This is a genomic window from Streptomyces peucetius (genome assembly GCF_025854275.1).
In the GTDB taxonomy this organism is placed as follows: Bacteria; Actinomycetota; Actinomycetes; order Streptomycetales; family Streptomycetaceae; genus Streptomyces; species Streptomyces peucetius_A.
Genome location: NZ_CP107567.1, coordinates 5,977,670 through 5,999,153 on the forward strand (window position 1 = coordinate 5,977,670; position 21,484 = coordinate 5,999,153).

At 71.4% G+C, this 21,484-nt stretch carries 26 protein-coding genes; 24 read left to right on the top strand and 2 right to left on the bottom strand.

Features of this window, described 5'->3' with window-relative positions; all coding sequences use genetic code 11:
- Positions 1–130 precede the first annotated feature (130 nt).
- Positions 131–529 carry a 4'-phosphopantetheinyl transferase family protein gene (locus tag OGH68_RS27375; protein WP_264247668.1) on the bottom strand — a complete coding sequence of 133 codons (399 nt, stop codon included), beginning with the start codon at positions 527–529 and terminating at the stop codon, positions 131–133.
- Between the two features lie 808 nt (positions 530–1,337).
- Between OGH68_RS27375 and OGH68_RS27380 the strand changes: the two genes are divergently transcribed.
- The 24 genes from OGH68_RS27380 (at position 1,338) to OGH68_RS27495 (ending at position 20,893) form a co-directional block, all read left to right on the top strand.
- Complete coding sequence (locus OGH68_RS27380; protein ID WP_264247669.1) at positions 1,338–2,117, top strand: helix-turn-helix transcriptional regulator; 780 nt, start codon at positions 1,338–1,340, stop codon at positions 2,115–2,117.
- 89 nt (positions 2,118–2,206) lie between these two features.
- Complete coding sequence (locus OGH68_RS27385) at positions 2,207–3,001, top strand: LuxR family transcriptional regulator (RefSeq protein WP_264247670.1); 795 nt, start codon at positions 2,207–2,209, stop codon at positions 2,999–3,001.
- A 204-nt stretch (positions 3,002–3,205) separates the two neighbouring features.
- Entirely contained in the window at positions 3,206–4,129 is a 924-nt protein-coding gene (locus tag OGH68_RS27390; protein WP_264247671.1) for an ACP S-malonyltransferase, read from the top strand.
- Positions 4,130–4,161: 32 nt separating this feature from the next.
- Positions 4,162–4,914: a thioesterase II family protein gene (locus OGH68_RS27395; protein WP_264247672.1), complete on the top strand. Its 753-nt coding sequence runs from the start codon at positions 4,162–4,164 to the stop codon at positions 4,912–4,914.
- Complete coding sequence (locus tag OGH68_RS27400; RefSeq protein ID WP_264247673.1) at positions 4,911–5,675, top strand: IclR family transcriptional regulator; 765 nt, start codon at positions 4,911–4,913, stop codon at positions 5,673–5,675. Before OGH68_RS27395 ends, OGH68_RS27400 begins: the two co-directional genes overlap by 4 nt.
- Before the next feature lie 121 nt (positions 5,676–5,796).
- Entirely contained in the window at positions 5,797–6,051 is a 255-nt protein-coding gene (locus OGH68_RS27405; protein WP_264247674.1) for an acyl carrier protein, read from the top strand.
- 32 nt (positions 6,052–6,083) lie between these two features.
- Positions 6,084–7,346: a beta-ketoacyl-[acyl-carrier-protein] synthase family protein gene (locus OGH68_RS27410; RefSeq protein WP_264247675.1), complete on the top strand. Its 1,263-nt coding sequence runs from the start codon at positions 6,084–6,086 to the stop codon at positions 7,344–7,346.
- Positions 7,343–8,494, top strand: coding sequence for a beta-ketoacyl-[acyl-carrier-protein] synthase family protein (locus tag OGH68_RS27415; RefSeq protein WP_264247676.1), 1,152 nt, complete (start codon positions 7,343–7,345; stop codon positions 8,492–8,494). The genes OGH68_RS27410 and OGH68_RS27415 overlap by 4 nt, the downstream gene beginning before the upstream one ends.
- Positions 8,491–9,369 (top strand): beta-ketoacyl synthase N-terminal-like domain-containing protein, encoded by an 879-nt coding sequence (locus OGH68_RS27420; protein WP_264247677.1) that lies wholly within the window; start codon positions 8,491–8,493, stop codon positions 9,367–9,369. The genes OGH68_RS27415 and OGH68_RS27420 overlap by 4 nt, the downstream gene beginning before the upstream one ends.
- Complete coding sequence (locus OGH68_RS27425) at positions 9,369–10,217, top strand: alpha/beta fold hydrolase (protein WP_264247678.1); 849 nt, start codon at positions 9,369–9,371, stop codon at positions 10,215–10,217. Before OGH68_RS27420 ends, OGH68_RS27425 begins: the two co-directional genes overlap by 1 nt.
- On the top strand, positions 10,214–11,185 hold the full coding sequence (locus tag OGH68_RS27430) for a thioesterase family protein (protein WP_264247679.1): 972 nt from the start codon (positions 10,214–10,216) through the stop codon (positions 11,183–11,185). The genes OGH68_RS27425 and OGH68_RS27430 overlap by 4 nt, the downstream gene beginning before the upstream one ends.
- Positions 11,182–11,529, top strand: coding sequence for a DsrE family protein (locus OGH68_RS27435; protein WP_264247680.1), 348 nt, complete (start codon positions 11,182–11,184; stop codon positions 11,527–11,529). The genes OGH68_RS27430 and OGH68_RS27435 overlap by 4 nt, the downstream gene beginning before the upstream one ends.
- Positions 11,530–11,937 carry a hypothetical protein gene (locus tag OGH68_RS27440; RefSeq protein ID WP_264247681.1) on the top strand — a complete coding sequence of 136 codons (408 nt, stop codon included), beginning with the start codon at positions 11,530–11,532 and terminating at the stop codon, positions 11,935–11,937.
- Positions 11,937–12,347 carry a hypothetical protein gene (locus OGH68_RS27445; RefSeq protein ID WP_264247682.1) on the top strand — a complete coding sequence of 137 codons (411 nt, stop codon included), beginning with the start codon at positions 11,937–11,939 and terminating at the stop codon, positions 12,345–12,347. The genes OGH68_RS27440 and OGH68_RS27445 overlap by 1 nt, the downstream gene beginning before the upstream one ends.
- Before the next feature lie 90 nt (positions 12,348–12,437).
- Positions 12,438–13,550 (top strand): beta-ketoacyl synthase N-terminal-like domain-containing protein, encoded by a 1,113-nt coding sequence (locus tag OGH68_RS27450; protein WP_264247683.1) that lies wholly within the window; start codon positions 12,438–12,440, stop codon positions 13,548–13,550.
- A 22-nt stretch (positions 13,551–13,572) separates the two neighbouring features.
- Positions 13,573–13,842, top strand: coding sequence for an acyl carrier protein (locus OGH68_RS27455; RefSeq protein WP_264247684.1), 270 nt, complete (start codon positions 13,573–13,575; stop codon positions 13,840–13,842).
- Positions 13,842–14,246, top strand: a complete 405-nt coding sequence (locus tag OGH68_RS27460) for a 3-hydroxyacyl-ACP dehydratase FabZ family protein (RefSeq protein WP_264247685.1) — start codon at positions 13,842–13,844, stop codon at positions 14,244–14,246. The genes OGH68_RS27455 and OGH68_RS27460 overlap by 1 nt, the downstream gene beginning before the upstream one ends.
- Positions 14,243–14,728: a 3-hydroxyacyl-ACP dehydratase FabZ family protein gene (locus OGH68_RS27465; protein WP_264247686.1), complete on the top strand. Its 486-nt coding sequence runs from the start codon at positions 14,243–14,245 to the stop codon at positions 14,726–14,728. The genes OGH68_RS27460 and OGH68_RS27465 overlap by 4 nt, the downstream gene beginning before the upstream one ends.
- A 25-nt stretch (positions 14,729–14,753) precedes the next feature.
- Positions 14,754–15,500 (top strand): 3-oxoacyl-[acyl-carrier-protein] reductase, encoded by a 747-nt coding sequence (fabG, locus tag OGH68_RS27470; protein WP_264247687.1) that lies wholly within the window; start codon positions 14,754–14,756, stop codon positions 15,498–15,500.
- A gap of 29 nt (positions 15,501–15,529) precedes the next feature.
- Entirely contained in the window at positions 15,530–16,168 is a 639-nt protein-coding gene (locus OGH68_RS27475; protein WP_264247689.1) for a 2-hydroxychromene-2-carboxylate isomerase, read from the top strand.
- A 3-nt stretch (positions 16,169–16,171) separates the two neighbouring features.
- On the top strand, positions 16,172–16,387 hold the full coding sequence (locus OGH68_RS27480; RefSeq protein WP_264247690.1) for an MbtH family protein: 216 nt from the start codon (positions 16,172–16,174) through the stop codon (positions 16,385–16,387).
- A 175-nt stretch (positions 16,388–16,562) separates the two neighbouring features.
- Complete coding sequence (locus tag OGH68_RS27485; RefSeq protein WP_264247691.1) at positions 16,563–17,258, top strand: thioesterase II family protein; 696 nt, start codon at positions 16,563–16,565, stop codon at positions 17,256–17,258.
- Positions 17,255–18,145: an SDR family oxidoreductase gene (locus OGH68_RS27490; protein ID WP_264247692.1), complete on the top strand. Its 891-nt coding sequence runs from the start codon at positions 17,255–17,257 to the stop codon at positions 18,143–18,145. The genes OGH68_RS27485 and OGH68_RS27490 overlap by 4 nt, the downstream gene beginning before the upstream one ends.
- Positions 18,146–18,184: 39 nt before the next feature.
- Positions 18,185–20,893: an amino acid adenylation domain-containing protein gene (locus tag OGH68_RS27495; protein ID WP_264247693.1), complete on the top strand. Its 2,709-nt coding sequence runs from the start codon at positions 18,185–18,187 to the stop codon at positions 20,891–20,893.
- On the opposite strand, the gene OGH68_RS27500 is transcribed toward OGH68_RS27495, so the two are convergent.
- The gene (locus OGH68_RS27500; RefSeq protein ID WP_264247694.1) at positions 20,884–21,474 is read right to left on the bottom strand and encodes a hypothetical protein; all 591 of its coding nucleotides are present in this window, start codon (positions 21,472–21,474) and stop codon (positions 20,884–20,886) included. The genes OGH68_RS27495 and OGH68_RS27500 overlap by 10 nt on opposite strands.
- Between the last annotated feature and the right edge of the window lie 10 nt (positions 21,475–21,484).

Here is a 21,484-nt window from a genome sequence, read left to right on the forward strand (position 1 = left end):
AGGGCACGGCAGGGAACGGGTCCCCGCGTGGCGTCGTAAGGATGTGAAGGATGAAGGACCTGACGAGAAGTCATACGGTGCTGTGGGGTGCGCGGGTGCTGCGGGCGGCGCGAGTGTGGGGGCGTGGCCCTCAGCCGCGGGACGCGAGCTGCCGCACGGTGACGTCGCCGCCGAAGCCCGCGGGTACCGCCACGGCCGCTGTCCAGCCGTCCGGCACCGGCGTGTCGGCCACATGCCAGGTGGTCGGGCCCGAGAGGGCGTCGGTCGTCACCTCGGCCGGACCCGGGGCCCACGCACGGGTCTCCAGCCGGGTCAGATCGGTGACGATCCCGACGCCTGCGGCCTTGAGGACCGCCTCCTTGCGGGTCCAGCAGCGCAGGAACGCCCGGGCGCGGCCCGGACCTTCCGGTGCGGCGAGGACGGCATCGTGCTCACGGTGGGTCAGTACGTTGTCCGTGAGCTCGTCGACGGGGAGGTCCCTGACCGCCTCGGCGTCCACTCCGACCAGGAACGGGGCGACGGCCAGCATGCCGAGACCGGACGAGTGGGAAACGCTGATATACGAATTGGTTTCAGGATGAACGACTGACGGTGGCCCGTGGTTCTCGCTCCCGCACCCCGGACACGGGTTTCGGCCAAATGAAATCTCAGTCGCCGGCACGTCGAAGAAATCGGCCAATATGCGCCTGACCGTGGCGCGGCAAGAGATGTATTCGGCTGCCGCCGCGGCTGATTTGAGCTGCTTCAGGCGGACGTGCTCAGCGCTGTCGAGCAGGTCGAGATCGGCTCGGGTGTACGTACCCGTCGGCATGTGCCACCACCACACCAGGGCGCCGGTCGTGGAGGGGCCGGACGAGGTGGCACTGATGGAGTGAGGGATCGGTGCGCAGTGTGTGGTCACCCCGTGACCGTAGGCGTGAAGCCCGGTGCGGGGGTGGCCGGTTGACAGCAAGCGGTCACCGCTCTGACGTTCCGTGCCGGTCCGGCTGCGTCCGGTGACTCAAGTGGGAGTCGAGTCCTTCGCTTCCGGGGCGCGAGTGCAGCTTGTTGACAGCCGGGGCGCACGGGGTCGCCTTTGGCTTGAAACAAGGGGGTTCCATGAGCGGTACCCGAGCCTGCCGCGTCCGATCTTGTTGACTGGTTCCGAGCCAGCGAACTAGTGTTCTTGACGGCAATCCAAGGCTTTCTCAAGTCATGCTCATGGCGTGAAGGTGCCGGATTGAACAGGTGTATCGAGCAATCTTCCGCCGGTGACCCCGGGGGTATGCCGATGGCCAATACTGAGGGTCGGCGCGGACCGGTGAAGAAGATCCTGAGTAGTCAAGGGGGCGCAAGTGATGGATACGGTTGTTGATCCACCAGATGCGGACGGGGCCGAGCGGACCGTGCCGGAGGAGCACGCAGCACACCTCGAGCAGACGCTGCTGCAGGCCCAGGCGCTGATCGAGTCCACCATGTCGCTGTACCGCAGACAGCCGGTCACCTCTCTCGTGGCGGAACCCACCGACGTGGCCGTGCTCGGCAGCGCGCTCGACCAGCTCATCGGAGGGGTCCGCCACTCCCTGAGCGTCGCGCTGACACTGGCGGGGGACTTCACCGACGGCGTCCTGCGGCTGCTCGCCCGTGTGGAGCCCTCGGCGGCGGTGCGGGTGCTGTGCAGCGCCGAGGTGGCGGACGTCTCGCTCGCGGCTCTGCGCAGACTCCCGCAGTCCCGTCTGGAGATCCGGGTCGTCGAGCGCGAGCTGCGCGAGATCGTCGTCGTCGACGGTGTCGGCGCCCTGGTGCGTGGCATCTCGACCGAGCAGGGCACCCAGGCGACCGTCGTCAACGACGCCGCGGCCGTACGCGCCCTCGAGCTGATGTTCGCCGGCACGTGGTCCCGCGGGCGCAGGCTCGCCGACCACCTCGAACTGGGACCGCGGCTGCGCACGGAGCTCGCCCGCGACATCCTCGAGCGACTGCGGACCGGCCACACCGACGACGTGGCCGCACGTGAACTGAACGTGTCGCTGCGCACCTATCGCCGCCATGTCGCGGAGATCATGCGGGAACTCGATGCCAACTCCCGCTTCCAGGCCGGTGCACGCGCCGTGGAACTCGGGCTGCTCACGGAGTAGCGGTCCGTAGGAGTGACCGAACGGACGACGCGGCCCGTCAGATGGGTCGGGCGTCGGCAGAACACCAACGGGGGATGGTGGAAGACCACTTGTCCAGAGAACCAGGGGACGAACTCGAGCATGCCCTGCTGGAGGTCCGGGCGCTGATCGAATCGACTGTGGCCATTCATCGCGGCCGCAACGTCCGGAAACAGCAGATCGCCACCGTCGAGGGCGGCTACGGCGCCGTGCTCGACGCCGCGGAGGAACTGATCGCCACGGCGACCAGGACGATAGACATCGTGCACGCCCGGATGCCGGGCGTCAGCGAGCAGCCCGACCGTTCGGAGCGCTCGGAACGGGAACTGATCTACGAGGCGCACGAGTCGGTGTCGGTCCGGCTGCTGGCCAGCCCGGCCCTGCTCGACGAATCGTTCGTCCGCGAACAGCTCGGCAGACCCAGACCGGTGGCGATCAGAGTGGCCCGGGTGCCACCGCTCCAGGCGCTCCTGGTCGACGGCACCACCGGTCTGGTGGTGGCCGAGTCGGCGGTCGGCCGCCGAGCCTCCCTGATCAGGGCCCCCGACGTCCTGCACACGCTGCACACCCTCTTCGAGAGCGTGTGGAGCAACGCGGTGCCCGCCGGCGAGCGCATCGTCTTCGGGGACCGTGACCGGGCCACGCTCGCGCGGCAGATACTGGGCGCCCTGCGCGCCGGCGTCACGGACGAGGTCGCCGCCCGCGAACTGACCGTCTCCGTCCGCACCTACCGGCGCTACGTCGCCGAGATCATGACGCTGCTCGGTGCCAATTCCCGCTTCCAGGCCGGGGTCAGAGCGGCCGAACTGGGGCTTCTCCCCACTCCTTCGGGGGCAACTCCGGGCGGCTTCGGCCCCCGGCCCTGAATGCCCGCTGGCAGCTTCCTGAAACGATCGTTGCCGCCTTGCCTGCCGGGCAGTTGTATAGCCCCGAGGCGCGGTTATCCGGCTCTGACGGACAACCCGTCCCGGCGGTCGTGCAATCCCCCGTGTGCGCCGCCGTTGCACGGGGGCCCGTGACAATACGGGCCCCCGTGCCGACCCCGGTTGACACCGCGCGGAAGGCGGGCCATGGATCAATTGCCGATCGGTCTTGTGTTTCCCGGCCAGGGAACCCAGAAACAGGGAATGGGCGAACCCTGGCAGAAAACCCCGTCCTGGCAGCTCACTGCCGAAATCTCGGAAGCCACCGGCGAGGACGTACCGGAACTCCTGCTGCGCACCGGTGCCGAAGAACTCCGCCGCACCGACCTCGCGCAGATCGCCGTCTTCTCGGTCGCCGTCGTCGCCCACGCGGAGGCCGTACGGCGCGGGGCGCTAGGCGGACGGGTGGTCGCCTGCGCCGGCCACAGCCTCGGCGAGTACGCGGCCCTCACCGCGGCCGGCGCCCTGTCGGTCGGTGCCGCCGCCGCTCTGGTCGCCGCCCGCGGGCGGGCCATGCGCGACGCCGCCGAAGGATGCGAGGGCACCATGGGCGTCCTGGTCTCCGCACCGCCGTCCGAGGTCGACGCCCTCGTGGGCGAGTTGCGCGCATCCGGCCACGAGGTGTGGATCGCCAACTTCAACGGTCCCGGCCAGACCGTCGTGTCGGGCTCCCCGGAGGGGATCGACCGGCTCGGTGAGCAGGCGCCGTCCATCGGCGCCAAGATGATCCGGCTCCAGGTCGGCGGCGCCTTCCACAGCCCGTACATGGCCCCCGCCGCCGACGCGCTGCGCGCGGCCTGGAAGAACACCGCGTACGCCCCCGCCCACCTGGCCGTGGTCGCAGGCGTCGACGCCACGGCGTACACGGGCGACTGCGACTGGCCCGAGATCGGGACCCGTCAGCTCACCTCGCCCGTGCTGTGGGAGCAGAGCGTACGGACCCTCACCGGCACGCTCGGCTGCCGCCGGCTGGTCGAGCTCGGACCGGGGCGGACCCTCGCCGGACTGATCCGCCGGATCGACCCGGACCTCGAGGTCGTGTCCGTCGACGGACCCGGCGCCCTCAACTGACGTACCCATGTGAGCGAGGAGACCGACCCACCATGGCACTTGGTACCGACAGTATCTGGCTGCGCAGATACGCCACCCGGGACGAGCCGCGGCTCCGGCTGGTCTGTCTCCCGCACGCCGGCGGCTCGGCCAGCTTCTTCCACAGCTGGGGGCACGCCTTCGGCAGCGACGTGGAGGTCATGGCCGTCCGCTACCCGGGCCGCCAGGAGCGCATCGCCGAGGACCTCTTCACCGAGATGGAGCCGCTCGCCGACGCCGTCACCGAGGAACTGCTGCCGTACACGGACACCCCGCTGGCCCTCTTCGGGCACAGCATGGGCGCCTCGCTCGGCTACGAGGTCGCCCTGCGGCTCCAGCAGCGGCACGGCGTCGCCCCGGCCGCGCTGATGGTCTCCTGCCGCAAGGCCCCGCATCTGCTCACGCCCCGCACGGCGGCCCTCGGCGACGACGACGAACTGGTCGCGGAGGTGAAGCGGCTGGGCGGCACCGACACCGCGCTCCTCGACGACACGGATCTGCGCGAGCTCATCCTCCCCGCCATCCGCGCCGACTTCTCGATCGTCGCACGGTACGCCGCCCGGCCCGGCACACCACTTGCCTGCCCGGTCGTCGGCTACGTCGGCGACAGCGACCCCGACGTCGACGTCGAGAGCGTCAAGAGATGGGCGGGCGTGGCGCCCGCCGGCTTCGCCCTGAAGGTGCTGCCCGGTGACCACTTCTACCTGGTGGACCGTCGCGACGAACTCGTCGAGGACATCCGCGCACGGCTGGCGCACCGGCGATGAACACCGCGACCCGGCCGCTTCCCACGAGCGGGGTCGGTGTGCTCGACAAGGCCTCGGTCGTGCTCAGCGTGGTCGAGAGCGACCCGGTGACGCTGGCGGAACTCGTCGCCCGCAGCGGACTCGCCCGGCCCACCGCGCACCGGATCGCGGTCGCCCTGGAGCGGCTCGGTCTGCTGGCCCGCGACTTCGAGGGCCGGTTCGTGCTCGGACCCCGCCTCGGCAACCTGTCGGTCGAGGCACAGCGCGACCGGCTGGTCCAGGCCGCCCTGCCGGTGCTCGACGAGCTGAGTGCCCAAACCGGGCTGGACGCACGGCTCTTCCGGCGCCGCGACGGCCGGCAGGTCTGCGTCGCCACCTCGCCCGTGCGGTCCGCCGGTCAGGACCCCGTCCCGGTCGGCACGTCCCGGCCGGTCAAGGCCGGACCGGTCGCCCAGGTGCTGCTGGCCTGGGAGGAGCCGGAGGAGTTGTACGAGGGACTGCGCGGCGCCCGGTTCAACGCCGCACAACTCGCCCTGGTACGCCGGCGCGGCTGGGCCTACGGCCCCGACGCCATGGTGCCCGACGCCCTCTCCTGCGCCGTGCCCGTGCTGCGGACCGGCCGGGTGACGGCCGCGCTGACACTGTCGCGGTCACCCGCCCAGGCCCCCGCATCTCCCGGCCGCACCCTCAGCCGTGTATTGATCGATTCCGCTGTCGTGCTGAGCGACGCATTGCTGCGCGCCCACGGTGAATTCGTCCCGGCCGGCTCTTCCGGGACATGAATCGAGGCCCCGGTGGCAGCTTGTTGCAGCCGCCGTTGTGGCCGAAAGAGCGCCTCGACAGTATTTATTCCGAGTCCTGCCGCGAACCGATGGAGCGGCACATCAGAAAAGGGGTAAAGGCGTGTCCACTGCAACGCGCGACGACCGTCTCGTCACCATCAAGGAAATCGTCTGCGACATTCTCGAGATCGAAGAGGACGAGGTAACTGAGGTCAGCCTTTTCAAGGAGGACCACAACGCCGATTCCCTGCGCGCCATCGAAATTCTGGCCGCGCTCGAGAAGGAGTTCAAGGTCGTCATCAACCAGAGCGAGCTGCCGCGCATGGTGAACCTCAAGGGCGTCTACGAGGTCGTCTCGGAGCCGGCCGGCTGGTAGTCGGTCCGACCGCGGTGGATTGGGAGGTTGGCATGACGGCAGTGCGCGGCACCGGCCAGGCCGGGCCGGAACGGCACCGGGTCGTCCTCACCGGACTCGGTGTGGTCTCCAGCATCGGGCTGGGGGCGAAGGAGTTCCTCCGGGGGCTCAGGGAAGGGCGCAGCGGGGCACGGCCCATCACGGTGTTCGACACCGAGGGCTTCGCCCACGCGAACGGGTGCGAGATCACCGATTTCGACCCGCGCGACTGGATCAGCACGCTCGACGTGGAACAGCTCGGCCGGGCCGCGCAGTTCTCGGCGGCGGCCGCCCGGATGGCCCTGGAGGACTCCGGTCTCGACCTGACGGTGCTGCGCGGCCGTCGTGGACTGATCTCCATCGGCACCACCGACGGCGAGAGTTACGACCTCGACCAGCTGGTCGAGAGCGAACTGGCCGACGGCACCGGCATGTTCGACCCCCTGGCCGCACGGCGGGTGCCGGCCGGCCGGCTCTCGGTGGCCATCGCCCAGGAGCTCGGTCTCACCGACGTGGAGGCGCTCACCATTCCAACGGCCTGCTCGGCCGGCAACTACGCCATCGGCTACGGCTTCGACGCCGTCAGCTCGGGCGAGGCCGAGTTCGCCTTCTGCGGCGGAGCGGACGCGATGTGCCGCAAGACCTTCACCGGTTTCTACCGGCTCGGCACCATCGCCCCCGACCGCTGCCAGCCCTTCGACGTGGACCGCAAGGGCATCCTCACCGGCGAGGGCGCCGGCGTCCTCGTACTGGAGCGTCTCGACTCCGCCCTGGAGCGCGGCGCCACCATCTACGCCGAGGTGCTGGGCTACGGCCTCAACTGCGACGCACACCACCAGGTGGCGCCCGACCGGGACAGCGTCGCCGAACTGATGCGGCTGGCCCTCGACAACGCCGGCGTCAAACCGCACGAGGTGGACCTCATCTCCGCGCACGGCACCGGCACCAAGGCCAACGACATCACGGAGGCGGGCGCCATCCGCCAGGTCTTCGGAGACGCGCCTCCCCGCACCGTCTCCATGAAGTCGATGCTCGGGCACTCCATGGGCGCCGCCAGCGCCCTGGGGGCCATCGGCTGCGCCCTCGCCATCCAGAACCGATTCATCCCGCCCACCATCAACCATGTCACCACCGACCCCGAGTGCGACGTCGACTGTGTCCCGAACGAGGCGGTCGAGGCCGACCTGAGGATCGTGCAGAACAACGGTCTCGCGTTCGGCGGCAACAACGCGGCGGTCCTCCTCGGCCGGTACGACGCGATCAAGGAGGCGTCATGACGATCCGCCCCATCATCGGGATGGGCGCCGTCGCCGCCACCGGCTCCGGGGTCGACGAACTCTTCGAGAGCCTGTGCCAGGGCCGCAGCGGCCGGGCCGAGCTCCGCGGGTTCGACCGCACCCGGTTCCGGGCCCAGCACGCGTACGAGGTCGACAACCGGCCGGTCGCCGGCCAGGACGTACCCGGCCGGGCGACGGAGCTGCTGCTCGACGCCGTCGGCCAGGCCGCTGCCGACGCGGGCCTCGGCGAGGACCTCAGCGGCATCCCCGTGCTGGTCGGCACCGGCCTGCGGGAGCTGCGCTCCCTCGAACTGTGGTGGCGCGACGGCTCGCCGTTCGCGGACTCCGGACTGCACTTCGGCACCGGACTGCGCGAGCGCTTCAACGCCGATGTCACCCACACCTTCTCCAACGCCTGCTCCGCCTCGCTGTACGCCCTGGCCCTCGGCTCCGACCTGCTGAACCAGGAGGGCGACGACGCACCCGACACCGTGATCGTCGCGGGCGTCGACGTGCTGACGGAGTCCATGTACGGGCTGCTCGAGCGCGTGCACCCGCAGCCGCCGGACCGGGTGCGGCCCTTCGACCGCAACCGCACCGGTGTGCTGATGGGCGACGGCGCCGCGGCGATCGTGCTGCGCCGCACCGAGCACGGCGCACCCCAGGTGCACGGCAGGCTGCGCGGCGTCGCCGTCAACTGCGACGCCTACCACGTCACCGCGCCCTCCCCCGAGGGCATCGCGGAAGCCATGCGCTCCGCCCACCGGCTCGCCGGCGTCAAGCCGTCCGACGTCGACCTGGTGATGCTGCACGGCACCGGCACCCTCCTCAACGACGAGGCGGAGGCCGCCGCGCTCGCCGACGTACTCGGCGACTGCGCATCCGGACCCCTGATGACCGCGGTGAAGTCCATGACCGGGCACACCTCGGGGGCGTCCGGTCTGATCAACCTGATCGTGGGCGTCCGCGCCCTGAACGAGGGGCGGGTGCCGCCGACCGTGGGCCTCGAGGAGCCGGTCGAGGAGGCCGCGCCCTTCCGCTTCGTCACCGGGGAAGCGGCCGGCTCCCGGCAGCTGAACGTGGCGCAGCTCAACGCCTTCGGATTCGGCGGCATCAACGCCGTCGCCATAGTGGAGGGCCCCCGATGACCACGCAGAGCACCGACACCACCGTGGTGGTCTCCGGCGCCGCCGTGCTGCTGCCCGGCGCCGTCACCGTACGGGCCCTCGCCGACGGCCCGGCCGCGGGCGGCGCCCCCGTCGAGCCGGCGGAGCACGTCGGCCGCAAGGGGCTGCGATACAAGGACCGGGCCACCCAGCTCGGCTACTGCCTGACCGCGGCGGCCCTGAAGGACGCCGGTCTGCTCGGCGACGACGGGCTCACCTGCGCCCCCGCGAGCGTGGGCGTGGTCGCCAGCTCCAACTTCGGCAACCTCGACACCGTGGCCCGGGCGCTGGACACCATCCGGGAGGAGACCGTCACCGCGACCAGCCCGATGGACCTCCCCAACGCGTCCAGCAACGTCATCGCCTCGTCCGCGGCCATCCGCTACGGTCTGCGCGGCCCCAACCTGATGGTCTGCAACGGCGAGACGTCCGGTCTGGACGCCGTCCACTGGGCGACCACGATGATCGCCGCGGGACGGGCCGAACGCGTCCTCGTGCTCGGTGTCGAACCGGACAACGACGTGGTGCGCAGGCTCCTCGGCGGCGCCCGGGCCCTGGACGGCGGCGCGGCACTCGTGCTCGAGTCCCGGCAGGCCGCCGAACAGCGCTCGGCGACCGTACGCGCGGTCCTCGGCCCGTACACCAGGAGCGCGGGCGCCCCCGGTCCCGCCCGCGGGCGCCGCTGGGAGCTGCCGGAGCACCTCGGGCGCGCCTCGGGCGCGCACGGAGTCCTCCAGTGCGCCGCCGCCGTCGGCTGGTTCGACGCGGGAGAGCGCGGCCCGGTCCACGCCGTCGCCGGCACCGCCGCCGACGACGCGAGCGCCGACCTGCTGCTGATGGCCCCCGAGGCGGCGTGATGACCACCCATGTCGACCTCCGGCCCGTGTCCGTGCAGCAGTGCACCGAGGGCTCCGGCCCCCGGGTGCTGCTGCTGCACGGCCTCGCCGCCAACGACAGCGTCTGGGCGCGCACGCTGCCGCTGCTCCAGGGCGACTACGAGCTGTGGACCGCGCGTCTGCCGTGGCGCACGGAGACCATCGCCGAGTGGGGCGAGCAGCCCAACCTCAGAGGCTGGCTGGCCAAGGCCCTGGAGGCGGTGCCGGGCGGGCCGACGGTGGTCGTGGCGCACTCCATGGCGGCGAACGTGCTGCTGGACCTGCTCGACCAGAAGAACCGGGGCGGCGTCGACGCGCTGCGTCAGTTCGGCATCCGCGCCCTCGTCCTCGTCTCGCCGTTCTACCGCGGGTCGGCCGACGAGTTCGACTGGAACACCATCAGCTACTACCTCAACGACTTCCATCTGATCATGGAGGAGGGGATCCGGGTCCACTCGGACGGCCGGTTCCCCGCCGACCTGCAGGGGGCCATGGGCCGGCGGGTGCGCGACCGGGTCGGGCCCTACGGCTGGTTCCGGTTCTTCGACCTCTATCTGCGCACGCCGACCCTGCAGACCGGCCGCATCACCGTCCCCACCCTGGTCCTGGGCGGCGAGAGGGACTTCGCCGCCCGCCCGGACGAGAGCGTGGCGCTCGCCGGCGCGCTCCCCGACGCGGTCTCCCGCGTCCTGCCCGGCTGCGGGCACTTCCCGATGCTCGAGGCGGCAGAGGAATTCGCCGCCGCGGTACAGGACTTCGTCAACCCGACCATGGGCGTCACCCCCCAGCGCGGGACCGCCCCCCTCAACGCTCTGGAGCCCCAGCGATGACCCTCGTCACCGACACCGCCGTCAAGGCGCTCCTCGACACCACCACGACCACGCAGGTGCGCCCCCGCTACGAGGGCTCCAACATCTGCACCTGGATCGGCTTCAAGCACGTCAACTACCTCGTCGAGGAAGCCGTACTGGACCACTTCCGGCAGGCCGGACTGCCCGCCCGCGCGCTCTACGAGGAGCACGGTCTCGGCCTCGACATCGTCTCCATCGACAGCCGGATCCTGCACGCCTTCCACATGGACGACATCGCCGACGCCGAGGTCGTGCCGTGGACGAAGGAGGACGACTCCACGATCGGCTTCAAGGTCACCATCCAGTTCGAGCGCGGCGGTGAGATCCACAAGGCCGTGACCTCCAAGGTCCGCGTCTCGCTGCGCATCGACACCTACCTCGAGGCGGCCGGTGAAGTCCCCGCCCCGCTCACGCGGTTCGCCGTCGCGACCCTCGGCGACGACCTGGAGCGCGAGGCGGGCGCCACCGCCCCGGCCGAGGAGGAGATCCTCGCCTCGCTCACCGCCGGCCAGAACGCGTACGCCTGGAAGTGGAACATCCCGTACCCGTACTGCCACTTCACCGAGCGCATCCAGATGTCCGGCTACCTGCGGCTGATGGAGGAGGGCAAGGACCGCTTCGTCGCCGACCGCGGCATCTCCATCAAGACCCTGCTCGACGACCGCCGCTGGATCCCGGTCGTGCCCCGCTCCGACATCCGCATCCTCGACGAGGCGCTGATGGAGGAGGACCTCTACACGGTCTACACCGTCGAGGAGGTCTTCAAGGACTTCACCTACACCTCCCGCATGGACTTCTACGTCCTGCGCGACGGCAAGCTGGTCAAGACCGCCACCGGCCGCATCGTGCACGGCTACGCCGTCATCGAGAACCGCCGCGACTGGAGCCTGGTCAACTTCGACCAGCGGGTGATCGACGCGATCAACGGCAAGGCGCCGCAGGCGTGACGGAGATCTGGGAGAGCGGCGGCCCGCCCCGGCTGCTGCTCATCGAGAGCCAGGGACGCGTCGCGCAGGACACCGGTTTCCGGCGCGACGCCGTCACCCAGGTGCTCACGGGGAGCTCCGTGCTGCTCTTCCTGGTGCAGGACGGTGTCCTGCTGGCGGTGCCCGGCAGCGACGAGGACCTGGACCGGTTCCAGAAGGGCGGCGGGGTGCTCGCCGCCGACGGGTTCTCGCTCGCCCAGCGGGGACTCGACACGGATCTGCTCAGACCCGAGCTGCGGGTCGTCGGCATGGACGAAGTGGCGGGCTGGCTCCTCGACCCCGCCGTCCGGGTGGTGTGGCACTAAGTGGCCAGGAGGATTCCCGAGACCGATGTGCTGATCACCCTCATGGGTGCCCCGCACGGCAGCGACCAGGTCACCAGCGCACTGCGGCTGACCCAGGCACTGCTGGAGCGGGGGGCCAGTGTGCAGGTGTGGACCTGCGGCTACGCCACGCTGCTCACCCAGCGCGCGCTGGGCCCGGACAAGCCGCGCAACCTCGCCGACTGGAACCGCGACTACCCGTCCACGGCGGCACTGGCCGAGGAGCTGCTCACCGCATTCCCCGGCCGGCTGTACTGGTACGGCTGCCGGTTCTGCAGCGACGACCGGGGCGCCGCGGAGCATCTGCCCCAGGTGGTGCTGCGTCCGCCCGCCGGATACGCCGCCAATGTGGCCGCCGCCGGCAAGACCATTCTCGTCGGAGTGATCTGATGGCCTTTCAGGAACACCCCGACGGACGGGTGCTCGCCATCGTGGAGCACGGCTTCCGGGGCGCGCTGGAGAAGCAGTTCTTCGACGAGCTCTACCTCGCCACCGAACTGCACCGGCAGCTCGGCGGTCTCGACATCCTGCTGCGCGGCCAGGCCGTGACCTACGCCCTGGACGCGCCGCCCGTACCGCCGCTGCGCATCGGCAACCGCACGGTGGACACGCTCAGCGACCCCCGACAGGGGCTGCGCACCCTCCTCGACGCGGGAGTGGGCGTCTGGGCGGAGGAGCCGGGGCTCGCCGCACTCGGCGCGGCCGGCTCACCCGGTCGTCTGCTGGCCGGCATCCACATCGCGCGGGAGGACGAGACCGCCGCCCGCTGGACCGACTACCGGATGGTCTGTTTCTTGTGACCGCCGCACGAACCGCCGCACCGACGGCGTGCGGGCTGCTGTGACTTCGCGAGCTCGACGAGCTCGATGAGCGGAAGGAATACGACGGACATGTCCACACTCACCACCGGCGCCGGACGCCCGGTGATCACCGCATGGTCGGCCGTGTCGTCGTACGGCATCGGCAGGGCCGCGTTCACCGAGGGCCTGCGCGAACGGCGCCGGACCGTGGCGGAACTCGGCACCGAGCACGGCGAGACCCCCGACGGCACCGGCTGCGTGGTGCCCGGCTTCGACATCCGCAAGGTGCTCGGCAAGAAGGGCACCCGCTCCATGGACCGGGTCACCGGCCTGGCCGTCACCGCCGTCGGCGCCCTCCTCGACGACGGCGACCGCAACCGCGCGGTCGGCACCGGCGAGGGCGCCGCCTTCGCGCTCGGCACCACCACCGGCAGCGCCCAGTCCATGATGGACTTCACCAGGGACTCCCTCACCGGCGAACAGCCCTTCTTCGTCGACCCGGCGCGCTTCCCCAACACCGTGATGAACTGCGCCGCCGGCCAGAGCGCCATCTGGTACCAGCTCAAGGGCCCCAACGCCACCATCGCGGGCGGCCGCACCGCCGGTCTGCACGCGCTCAACTACTCGCGCAGGCTGCTCACCGCCGGCCGCGCCCGTACCGTCCTGTGCGGCGCGGCCGAGGAGTTCTCGCAGGCTCGCGCCTGGCTGGAGCGCCGGGCCGGTGAGGAGGGCGAAGGCGCCACGGGCGCCCCGCTCGGCGAGGGCTGCGCCATGCTCCTGGTCGAACCGCAGAACCCGGACGACACCACCCAGCCGGTCCTCGCCGAGCTCGTCGCCGTCGAACTCGGCGTCGTCCAGGGCGGCGACACCCGTCCCGCTCTGGTGTCCTGCCTGCGCTCCGCGCTGCGCCGGGCGGGCGTCGAGGCGGACCAGGTCGTGGCGGTCGCCCGCTCCGGCGCACCCGGACGCGAGGGCTGCGGGGAGGCCGACGCCGTGGCCGAGGTCTTCGGCGGCGTCGACCACGCCGACCTCACGCCCACCGGGCTGATCGGCGACACCGGGGCCGCCGCCGCGGCCTTCCAGGCAGCGGCACTGCTGTCGTACGCCGCCGACCGGCCCGAGGCGGCGGCCGGCCGGATCGGCGTGATCACCTCCGTGGACCGCACCGGCACCGTCGGCTGCGCCCTGCTCGGCCTGCGCTGAGCTCCGCCCCACCCACCAGCTGATGAGAGGAACGCCAACCGTGCTGGACAAGGAAGAACTGCGCGCCGTCGTGGCGCAGGTGCTGGACGTCGACGAGTCCGAGATCACCGACGACGCCAAGTTCGTCGACGACCTCGAGGTCGACTCGCTCATGGCCCTGGAGATCGTCGTCGTACTGGAGAAGAAGTACGGCATCAAGCTGCCCGAGTCCGAGCTCAAGCAGATCGTCACCCTGCAGAGCGCCTACGACCTGCTGCTCGGCAAACTCGACGCGGCACAGCGGGCCGCCTGATGCCCGCCGCGAGCCCGCTCGCGGGACTGGTCGAGGTGCTGCCGGCCGAGGACGAGTCGCACACCGCCGCCCGCTTCACCGTCGAGGACGGCGAGAGGGTGCTGCCCGGCCACTACCCGGGCTTCCCGATCTTCCCCGGGGTCTGCCTGGTGGAGTGCACCCATCTCGCCGCTCTCGCCACCGCTCCCGACGGTGCGAAGGACGGCGAGCTGGCGGCCGTGGAGTCCACCCGGTTCACCGGGCCGGTCTTCCCCGGCGACCGGCTGGAGATCGCCATGGGCTGGAAGCAGACCGCGGCCGGTGACTGGCAGTGCCGGGCCAGGCTCGCCACCCGCCGCGGTGACGCCGCGACGGTACGGCTGCGCTACCGCCCGCGTGCCACGGCCCCGGAGGTCGCCGCATGACCGGCCAGCGCGACATCCGGGCACGGCTGCCGCACCGCTTCCCGATGCTGCTCGTCGACCGGGTCGTCGACGTCGTACCCGGCGAGCGGCTGACCGCCCTCAAGGCGGTCACCTGCAACGAGCCCTGGTACGAGAAGCTCGGCCCGGACACCCCCGAGGAGGACTTCGCCTACCCGAGGTCGCTGCTGGTGGAGTCGTGGTGCCAGTCGGCGGGGGTCCTCGCCACCTGGGACGGCCCCAATCCGGACGTCCTCGACGGGCAGGTGATGCTCTTCGGGTCCATGACCGGTGTCGAGTTCCTCCGGCCCGTGCTGCCCGGCGAGGTCCTGGAGCACCGCGTCAGGCTCGACCGCCGGGTCGACGACACCGTTCTGTTCGAGGGCGAGAGCCGCTCCGCCGGCGAAACGGTGATGACCGTCGGCCGGATCGTCATGGCCTTCCGCCCGGCCGAGGCGCTGCGCCCCACCGCCCAGGCCACCTGACCCCGCACACTCACGGAGAAACCTCATGCCAGACACCACGAACCGGGTGGCCCTCGTCACCGGCGGCTCACGCGGCATCGGCCGCGCCACGGTCCACGCGCTGGCCCGCGACGGATTCGACGTCGCCTTCTGCTACCGCTCGGACGACGAGGCCGCCCGCACGCTGGAGAAGGAGACCGCCGACCGCGGTGTGCGCGTGACGGGAAGCCGGGTCGACGTCGCCGACGCCGAGTCCGTACGCGCCTGGATCACCGCCACCGAGGAGGAGTTCGGGCAGATCGACGCGGCCGTCACCGCCGCCGGCATCACCCGCGACAACCCGCTGGTCCTCATGGAGGACGAGCAGTGGCGGCAGGTCATCGACACCAACCTGGACGGCGTCTACCACGTCTGCCGGTCCGTCGTCTTCGGCATGATGAAGCGCCGCACCGGAGCGATCGTCAACATCTCCTCCGTCGCCGGCGTGTACGGGCACGGCACCCAGACCAACTACTCCGCATCCAAGGCCGGGATCATCGGCTTCTCCCGCGCCCTGGCCAAGGAGACCGGCCGGTCCGGCATCCGGGTCAACGCGGTCGCCCCCGGCTTCATCGAGACCGACATGGTCGCCGCGATGAACGACAAGGCCCGCAAAGAGGCGCTCTCCTCGATCCCGCTGCGCCGCATGGGCACGGCGGAAGAGGTGGCCGACCTCGTCGCCTACCTCGTCTCCGACCGCGCCGCCTACATCACCGGAGCCGTGCTCCAGATCGACGGCGGCATCACCATCTGAACCACCCGCGAACCCCCTTGGAGGCGGTGATGGCACGACGCGGACCACGCTGGTACTTCTCCTTCCGCAGCCCGTACTCCTGGATGGCCTACCGGGACCTGACCGGCAGCCACCCGGACGTGGCGGAGCGGATCGAGTGGCTGCCCTTCTGGGAGCCGGACGAGTCCGCCCGGGACCACCTCGAACGCAACGACATCACGCTGCCGTACGTGGCGATGTCCAAGGAGAAGCACCTCTACATCCTTCAGGACGTCCGCAGGCTCGCCCGGGCCCGCGGCCTCGAAATGGTGTGGCCCGTGGACCCGGCGCCGCGCTGGGAGGTGTCGCACCTCGCCTATCTGGCGGCGGAGGAACTCGGCGCCGGGCGGGAGTTCATCGACGAGACCTACCGCGCCCGGTGGCAACTCGGCGACGACATCTCCGATCCGGAGACGATGGGACGGATCGGCAAGACCCTCGGTCTCGACCCCGACGCGCTCGCCGGGGCGCACGAGGACCCGCGGATCCGCGAGCGCGGCCTCGCGGCCCTGGCCTCCCTGCACCGCGACGGAGTGTTCGGGGTGCCCTTCTTCATCAGCGGATTCGACAAGTTCTGGGGTGTGGACCGGCTGTCCGACTTCGTCGGGACGGCCCGCGCCCACCTCGACCGACACACAGTGAAGGACTGAATCATGGCCACGAACCCCTTCGAGAACGACGACGCCCGCTACCTCGTCCTCGTCAACGAGGAGAACCAGCATTCGCTCTGGCCGGTGTTCGCCGAGGTGCCGGCCGGCTGGACCGTGGTGTACGGGGAGGACAGCCGCCAGGCCTGCCTCGACCACATCAACGAGAACTGGACCGACATGCGGCCCAAGTCGCTGGCCGTCGCGATGGACGCCGCCTGACATCCGCAAGAGCAACCACCCCTTCCGGGCGGCCCGGCAACGGGCGTTGGCAGCTATGTGCAACGCCCGTTGCCCGACGGCCTCGCCGATGTGACCGTGGCACTGACGCCGCTGCGAGCGTGGCGACCGCGCCGCCTCGAGGGAAGCAGCACCCTTTCAGAAAGCGATGCCGCTCATGACCCATGCACTGGTGTGCCTCCCCTTCGCGGGAGGCGGCGCCGGTTTCTACCGCGCCTGGAAACAACTGCCCGACCACGCTCCGCGCATCGTGCCCCTCCAGCTCCCGGGCCGCGAGGAGCGGTTCATCGACGATCCGTTCCGGGACGTGATCGAGGCCGCCGACGCGCTCGCCCCGCAGATCCCCGACCTGGCCGGGGACGCCCCGGTGGCCCTCTTCGGGCACAGCCTCGGCGCCGTCCTCGCCTACGAGCTCGCCCGCCGGCTGGAGCACGACGGCGCCGTCGAGCTGAGCCACCTCTTCGTCAGCGGCTCCCCGGGGCCCTGGACCGGCCGGAGCCGCCGGGCCACCGGCCTGCCGGACAGCGAGTTCCTCGCCCGGGTGCAGGAGTTCGCCGGCTACGAGCACGACGCCCTCGCCGACCCGGACATGCGGGAGTTGCTGCTGCCGATCCTGCGGGCCGACGTGGAGATGCACGAGAACTACAAGCCCGTCTCCGACGAACCGCTGCGCACCCCCGTCACATCGCTGCGCGCCACCGGGGACCAGCTCGTCACCCGGGAGCAGGCCGAGGAGTGGCAGCACGCCACCACCGGGGCCTTCCGCCTGGTCGAGCCCGACGGCGGCCACATGTACCTCATCGACTCACCGCTGCCGCTCATCGACGCGGTCACCGCGGCGCTGCCGTCATGACGGCAGCCGGCGCTCACCACGGGGCCGCCGCCCTGACGTCCGGCGGGGACCGGGCACCGCGCGCACTGCTGCGGGGCAAGGCCGCCGTCGTCACCGGCGCCGCCCGGGGCCTCGGCAGGGCCTGCGCGGTGCGCTTCGCCGAGGAGGGCGCCGACCTGGTCCTCGTCGACGTCGGCGGTGACCTGCCCGGGGTCCCGTACCCGCTCGGCTCCGGGACCCAGCTGGAGCACACGGCGAAGCTGTGCCGGGCGCACGGCGCCGCCGTCGTCACCGTCGCCGCCGACGTGCGGCGGCCCGAGGCCGTCGAGGAGGCGGCCCGGCAGGCGCTGGACCGGTTCGCGACCGTGGACGTCCTGCTCAACAACGCCGGCATCGCCGCCCCCTCCGGCAAGGCCGTGCACGAGATCGCCGAGGACGAGTGGGACCTGATGGTCGGCATCGACCTCACCGGTGCCTGGCGGATGATGAAGGCCGTGGTGCCGTCCATGGTGGAGCAGCGGTCCGGCAGCGTCATCAACGTGGCGTCCACGGCGGGGCTCGTCGGCTACCGCCACTTCGCCGGCTATGTCGCGGCCAAGCACGGCCTGATCGGCCTGACCAAGGCCGCCGCACTCGACTACGCGCCGTTCCGGGTGCGGGTCAACGCGCTGTGCCCCGGTTCCGTGCGCGACGACCCGCTCAACGAGGGCCGGATGCTCGCCGAGATCGCGCGCTCCCTCGAAGTCGACGTCGACGAGCACGAGGAGATCTTCGTCCAGTCCCAGCCGATGAACTCCCTCATCGAGCCCCAGGACATCGCGGGCGCGGCCGTCTGGCTCGCCGGGGACGACTCCCGGCAGGTCACCGGGACCACGCTCACCGTCGACGGCGGTTTCAGCGCCCGCTGACCACCCCCACACACCTCGCACTGCTTCAGGAGTCCCGCCATGTCGAGAAGTCAGGCCAGGTCCTGCCACAGCCTGGTGGTCCGGGTGCCGGGCCCGGTCGATGCCGCAGAACTTCAGCGCCGTCTGCGTGCCGGGGCCACCGGCTCCTGGCCCGGGACGGCCGCCCGGCTCCGGCTGTGGGAGGAGGCGCTGCCCTTCGACGCCGGCCACCCCGCCGCCCGGCACCGGGTCGCCGCGGAGGCCGAACGGCCGCTGCACGCCGACGGGCCGCCGCTGCGCGCCGTGCTCGTGCGCTACGCCGACGGCGACGCCGACCTCGTCCTGGTGGCCCGGCACGAACTCACCTTCGACGAGCCCCGCTTCACCTTCGGCCGGAGCCCCGCGGCGGCCCTGCCGGGCGAGGACGCGACGCCGCCGGAGTGGGGCCTGGGCGACCCGGCCCAGTCGGGCCGCACCGGTGACGTGCCGGTTCCGCTGCCCGGCACCGTACGCGCCGACGACGCCCTGCTCACCGGGGCGGTCCTGCTGGTCCTCGCCCGCTACGGGACGGGTCGGCCTCTCGACGAGTCGCAGCGCACCGGCGACTTCCTGGCGTCGCTGAACGGGGCGGAGGCCGAGCCCCTGCCGGGTGTCGGCCTGCGCATCGACACGGCCAGACCCGGGGAGCGGCGGCTGCCGTCCCTCGCCCCGGCCGGACCCGCGGAACTCCACTTCCTGCGGCACGAGGACGGCAGCGCCACCGGCGTGCTCCGCCACGACCTCGGCGCTCTGTCCCCGGCCGTCGCGGAGCGCTTCGCCGGTCATGTCGCCCACGTGGCGGGCCAGTTGGCCGGTGACCCCGACCGCGCCCTCGACGCCGTGGAACTGATGACGGAGGACGAGTCCCGGTCGGTGCTGCGGCTGGGCGTCACGCCTCCCGTGGGCAGTGCCCGAGCGGCCGGACGGACGCTGCACGGACTCTTCGCCGACGTCGCCCGCGAGCACCCCGACGCGATCGCCCTCACGGCCGGCGACACCAGCCTCACCTACGCCGAGCTCGACGCCCGGTCCGAGCGGACCGCGGCCGGTCTCTCGGCCCTCGGCGTGACCCCGGGCAGCCTGGTCGGCGTCGCCCTGGAGCGCAACGCCGACCTGGTGGTCACCCTGCTCGGCATCCTCAAGGCCGGCTGCGCCTATGTGCCCATGGACCTGCGCTACCCGCAGGAGAGGCTGCGCTACACGGTGGAGGACGCCGGGGCGTCCGTCGTCGTCGGCGGTGCCGACGAGCCGTTCCCCGACATCGAGGGCGTACGGGTCGTCACCCCCGGCGAACTGCGGGCCCTCGGCGACGGCGGCAGCGCTCCGCTGCTCGCGGAGGACGGCTCGGCCACCGCCTACGTCATCTACACCTCCGGGTCGACCGGGCGGCCCAAGGGCGTCGTCGTGCCGCACCGCAACGTCGCCGCCCTCCTGGAGGCGACCCGCGAGGACTTCGGGCTCAGCGGGGACGACGTGTGGACGCTGTTCCACTCGAGCGCCTTCGACTTCTCCGTCTGGGAGATCTGGGGCTGCCTGCTCACCGGCGGGCGCCTGGTCGTCGTCGACTACTGGGTGACCCGGGACACCGACCTCTTCCACGAGCTGCTCGTCCGCGAGCACGTCACCGTGCTGAACCAGACTCCGTCCGCGTTCGCCCAGATCGTCGAGGCGGACCGGCAGCGGCGCGCGGAGCTCTCGCTGCGCCTGGTCGTCTTCGGCGGCGAGCCGCTCGACGTGCGGATGCTCGCCCCCTGGTTCGCCCGGCACTCCCACACCGAGTGCCGGCTGGTGAACATGTTCGGCATCACGGAGACCACGGTCCACGTCACGGCGCACACCGTGACCCCCGCCGACGTCCTCGCCGCCGGCCGCAAGGTCGGTCCCGCACTGCCCGGCTGGTCCCTCTCGGTGCGCGACCCCCGTGGCAGGCTCCTGCCGCTCGGCGTCCCCGGCGAGATCTGCGTCGGCGGCGCCGGAGTCGCCGACCGCTACCTCGGCCGGCCCGAACTCACCGCCGACCGCTTCGTCACCGACCCGTACGGCGGCGGCCGGATCTACCGCAGCGGCGACTGCGGGCGGCTGCGCCCCGACGGGAGCCTCGACCACCTCGGCCGGCTCGACAGCCAGGTCAAGGTGCGCGGCCACCGCATCGAGCTGGACGAGATCCGCAACGTGCTGCTCAGCCACCCCGCCGTCGCGGGCGCGGCGGCCGTGCTGAACCACGACACCCCCGGTGACTCCGCGACCGCCAGGATCGACGCCTACGTGGCGCTGCGCGCGGCGGCCTCGACCGCCGATGTGCTGGCCCACGCCCGGGGCGTGCTCCCGGCGTACATGGTCCCGGCCTCCGTGACCGAACTCCCCTCGATCCCCCTGACCATCAACGGCAAGGTGGACACGGCGGCACTGCCGGCGCCCGAGGCGGCGAGGCCGGGCCGGGAGCGTCCGACGGCCGGGACGGGGAGCGCCGGGACGAAGGAGCCGGCGGCGTCGATCGACGGTGAATCCGACAGGCTGACCGAGCAGATTCTCGGGCTCTGGGGACACGCCCTCAACACCGACGTCACCCTGAAGGACAATTTCTTCGAGCTCGGCGGCAATTCACTGCTCGTCATCCGGGTACTGCGGGAAATGCGCGAACAAGGCCTGCCGAAGGTTGCGACGCAGGACTTCTATCGCAACTCGACGGCAGGCCGGTTCGTCGAACTCGTCAGGGATGCTCAGGGCTGACCCTGGCTGTCTGCGGGCCGCTGCTCCGAGCGGCCCGCAGACTTCTTGCGCCCGCCGTCGACCCGACGCTTGATCGCGGCCAGAATGGCGATCCTGATGACCCCGCTCGGCACCCGGATCACCGCCCAGTAACGGCCGAAGCTGCGCCGGGTCCGCTCGTCCGTCGCGAGAATCCGGGTCTCCGTGGCCAATTTCCCGTCGTGGTAGAGCATATTGAAACCGACCTTGGTGCAGCCGGGCTCCGCATAGTCCCGGAACACCTCGTGCATCGGCTGCTCTGGGGTCACGGGGCCGGCCTGCGAGCCGATGCCGCCGTAGAGGAACTCGTTGTCACCCAGGGCGAGTACGGTGTCACCGCCCATGGCGAAGTCGTCGAGCACCCGGCCGTCCGGACGCAGCCGGTTGCGCGTGAACGCCAGCAGGAAACGGGCCACCGGCGCCTCGCGCCAGGTGATCTCCCGGGCTGCTCGCAGGACTTCCTCGCGCGGTGCCTCCACCGCCACCCAATGATGCTCGCGGAAATGCCATTTCGGCATGTGGTGATCGAGCAGCGTTGCCTCTGATTTTCTGTCTCCGGTCATACCGGCGACG

Coding starts and splice junctions, on each gene's coding strand:
- OGH68_RS27375 (WP_264247668.1), bottom strand. CDS start 529: ATGCTGGCCGTCGCCCCGTTCCTGGTCGGAGTGGACGCCGAGGCGGTC.
- OGH68_RS27380 (WP_264247669.1), top strand. CDS start 1,338: ATGGATACGGTTGTTGATCCACCAGATGCGGACGGGGCCGAGCGGACC.
- OGH68_RS27390 (WP_264247671.1), top strand. CDS start 3,206: ATGGATCAATTGCCGATCGGTCTTGTGTTTCCCGGCCAGGGAACCCAG.
- OGH68_RS27395 (WP_264247672.1), top strand. CDS start 4,162: ATGGCACTTGGTACCGACAGTATCTGGCTGCGCAGATACGCCACCCGG.
- OGH68_RS27400 (WP_264247673.1), top strand. CDS start 4,911: ATGAACACCGCGACCCGGCCGCTTCCCACGAGCGGGGTCGGTGTGCTC.
- OGH68_RS27410 (WP_264247675.1), top strand. CDS start 6,084: ATGACGGCAGTGCGCGGCACCGGCCAGGCCGGGCCGGAACGGCACCGG.
- OGH68_RS27415 (WP_264247676.1), top strand. CDS start 7,343: ATGACGATCCGCCCCATCATCGGGATGGGCGCCGTCGCCGCCACCGGC.
- OGH68_RS27420 (WP_264247677.1), top strand. CDS start 8,491: ATGACCACGCAGAGCACCGACACCACCGTGGTGGTCTCCGGCGCCGCC.
- OGH68_RS27425 (WP_264247678.1), top strand. CDS start 9,369: ATGACCACCCATGTCGACCTCCGGCCCGTGTCCGTGCAGCAGTGCACC.
- OGH68_RS27430 (WP_264247679.1), top strand. CDS start 10,214: ATGACCCTCGTCACCGACACCGCCGTCAAGGCGCTCCTCGACACCACC.
- OGH68_RS27445 (WP_264247682.1), top strand. CDS start 11,937: ATGGCCTTTCAGGAACACCCCGACGGACGGGTGCTCGCCATCGTGGAG.
- OGH68_RS27450 (WP_264247683.1), top strand. CDS start 12,438: ATGTCCACACTCACCACCGGCGCCGGACGCCCGGTGATCACCGCATGG.
- OGH68_RS27455 (WP_264247684.1), top strand. CDS start 13,573: ATGAGAGGAACGCCAACCGTGCTGGACAAGGAAGAACTGCGCGCCGTC.
- OGH68_RS27460 (WP_264247685.1), top strand. CDS start 13,842: ATGCCCGCCGCGAGCCCGCTCGCGGGACTGGTCGAGGTGCTGCCGGCC.
- OGH68_RS27465 (WP_264247686.1), top strand. CDS start 14,243: ATGACCGGCCAGCGCGACATCCGGGCACGGCTGCCGCACCGCTTCCCG.
- fabG (WP_264247687.1), top strand. CDS start 14,754: ATGCCAGACACCACGAACCGGGTGGCCCTCGTCACCGGCGGCTCACGC.
- OGH68_RS27475 (WP_264247689.1), top strand. CDS start 15,530: ATGGCACGACGCGGACCACGCTGGTACTTCTCCTTCCGCAGCCCGTAC.
- OGH68_RS27480 (WP_264247690.1), top strand. CDS start 16,172: ATGGCCACGAACCCCTTCGAGAACGACGACGCCCGCTACCTCGTCCTC.
- OGH68_RS27485 (WP_264247691.1), top strand. CDS start 16,563: ATGACCCATGCACTGGTGTGCCTCCCCTTCGCGGGAGGCGGCGCCGGT.
- OGH68_RS27490 (WP_264247692.1), top strand. CDS start 17,255: ATGACGGCAGCCGGCGCTCACCACGGGGCCGCCGCCCTGACGTCCGGC.
- OGH68_RS27495 (WP_264247693.1), top strand. CDS start 18,185: ATGTCGAGAAGTCAGGCCAGGTCCTGCCACAGCCTGGTGGTCCGGGTG.
- OGH68_RS27500 (WP_264247694.1), bottom strand. CDS start 21,474: ATGACCGGAGACAGAAAATCAGAGGCAACGCTGCTCGATCACCACATG.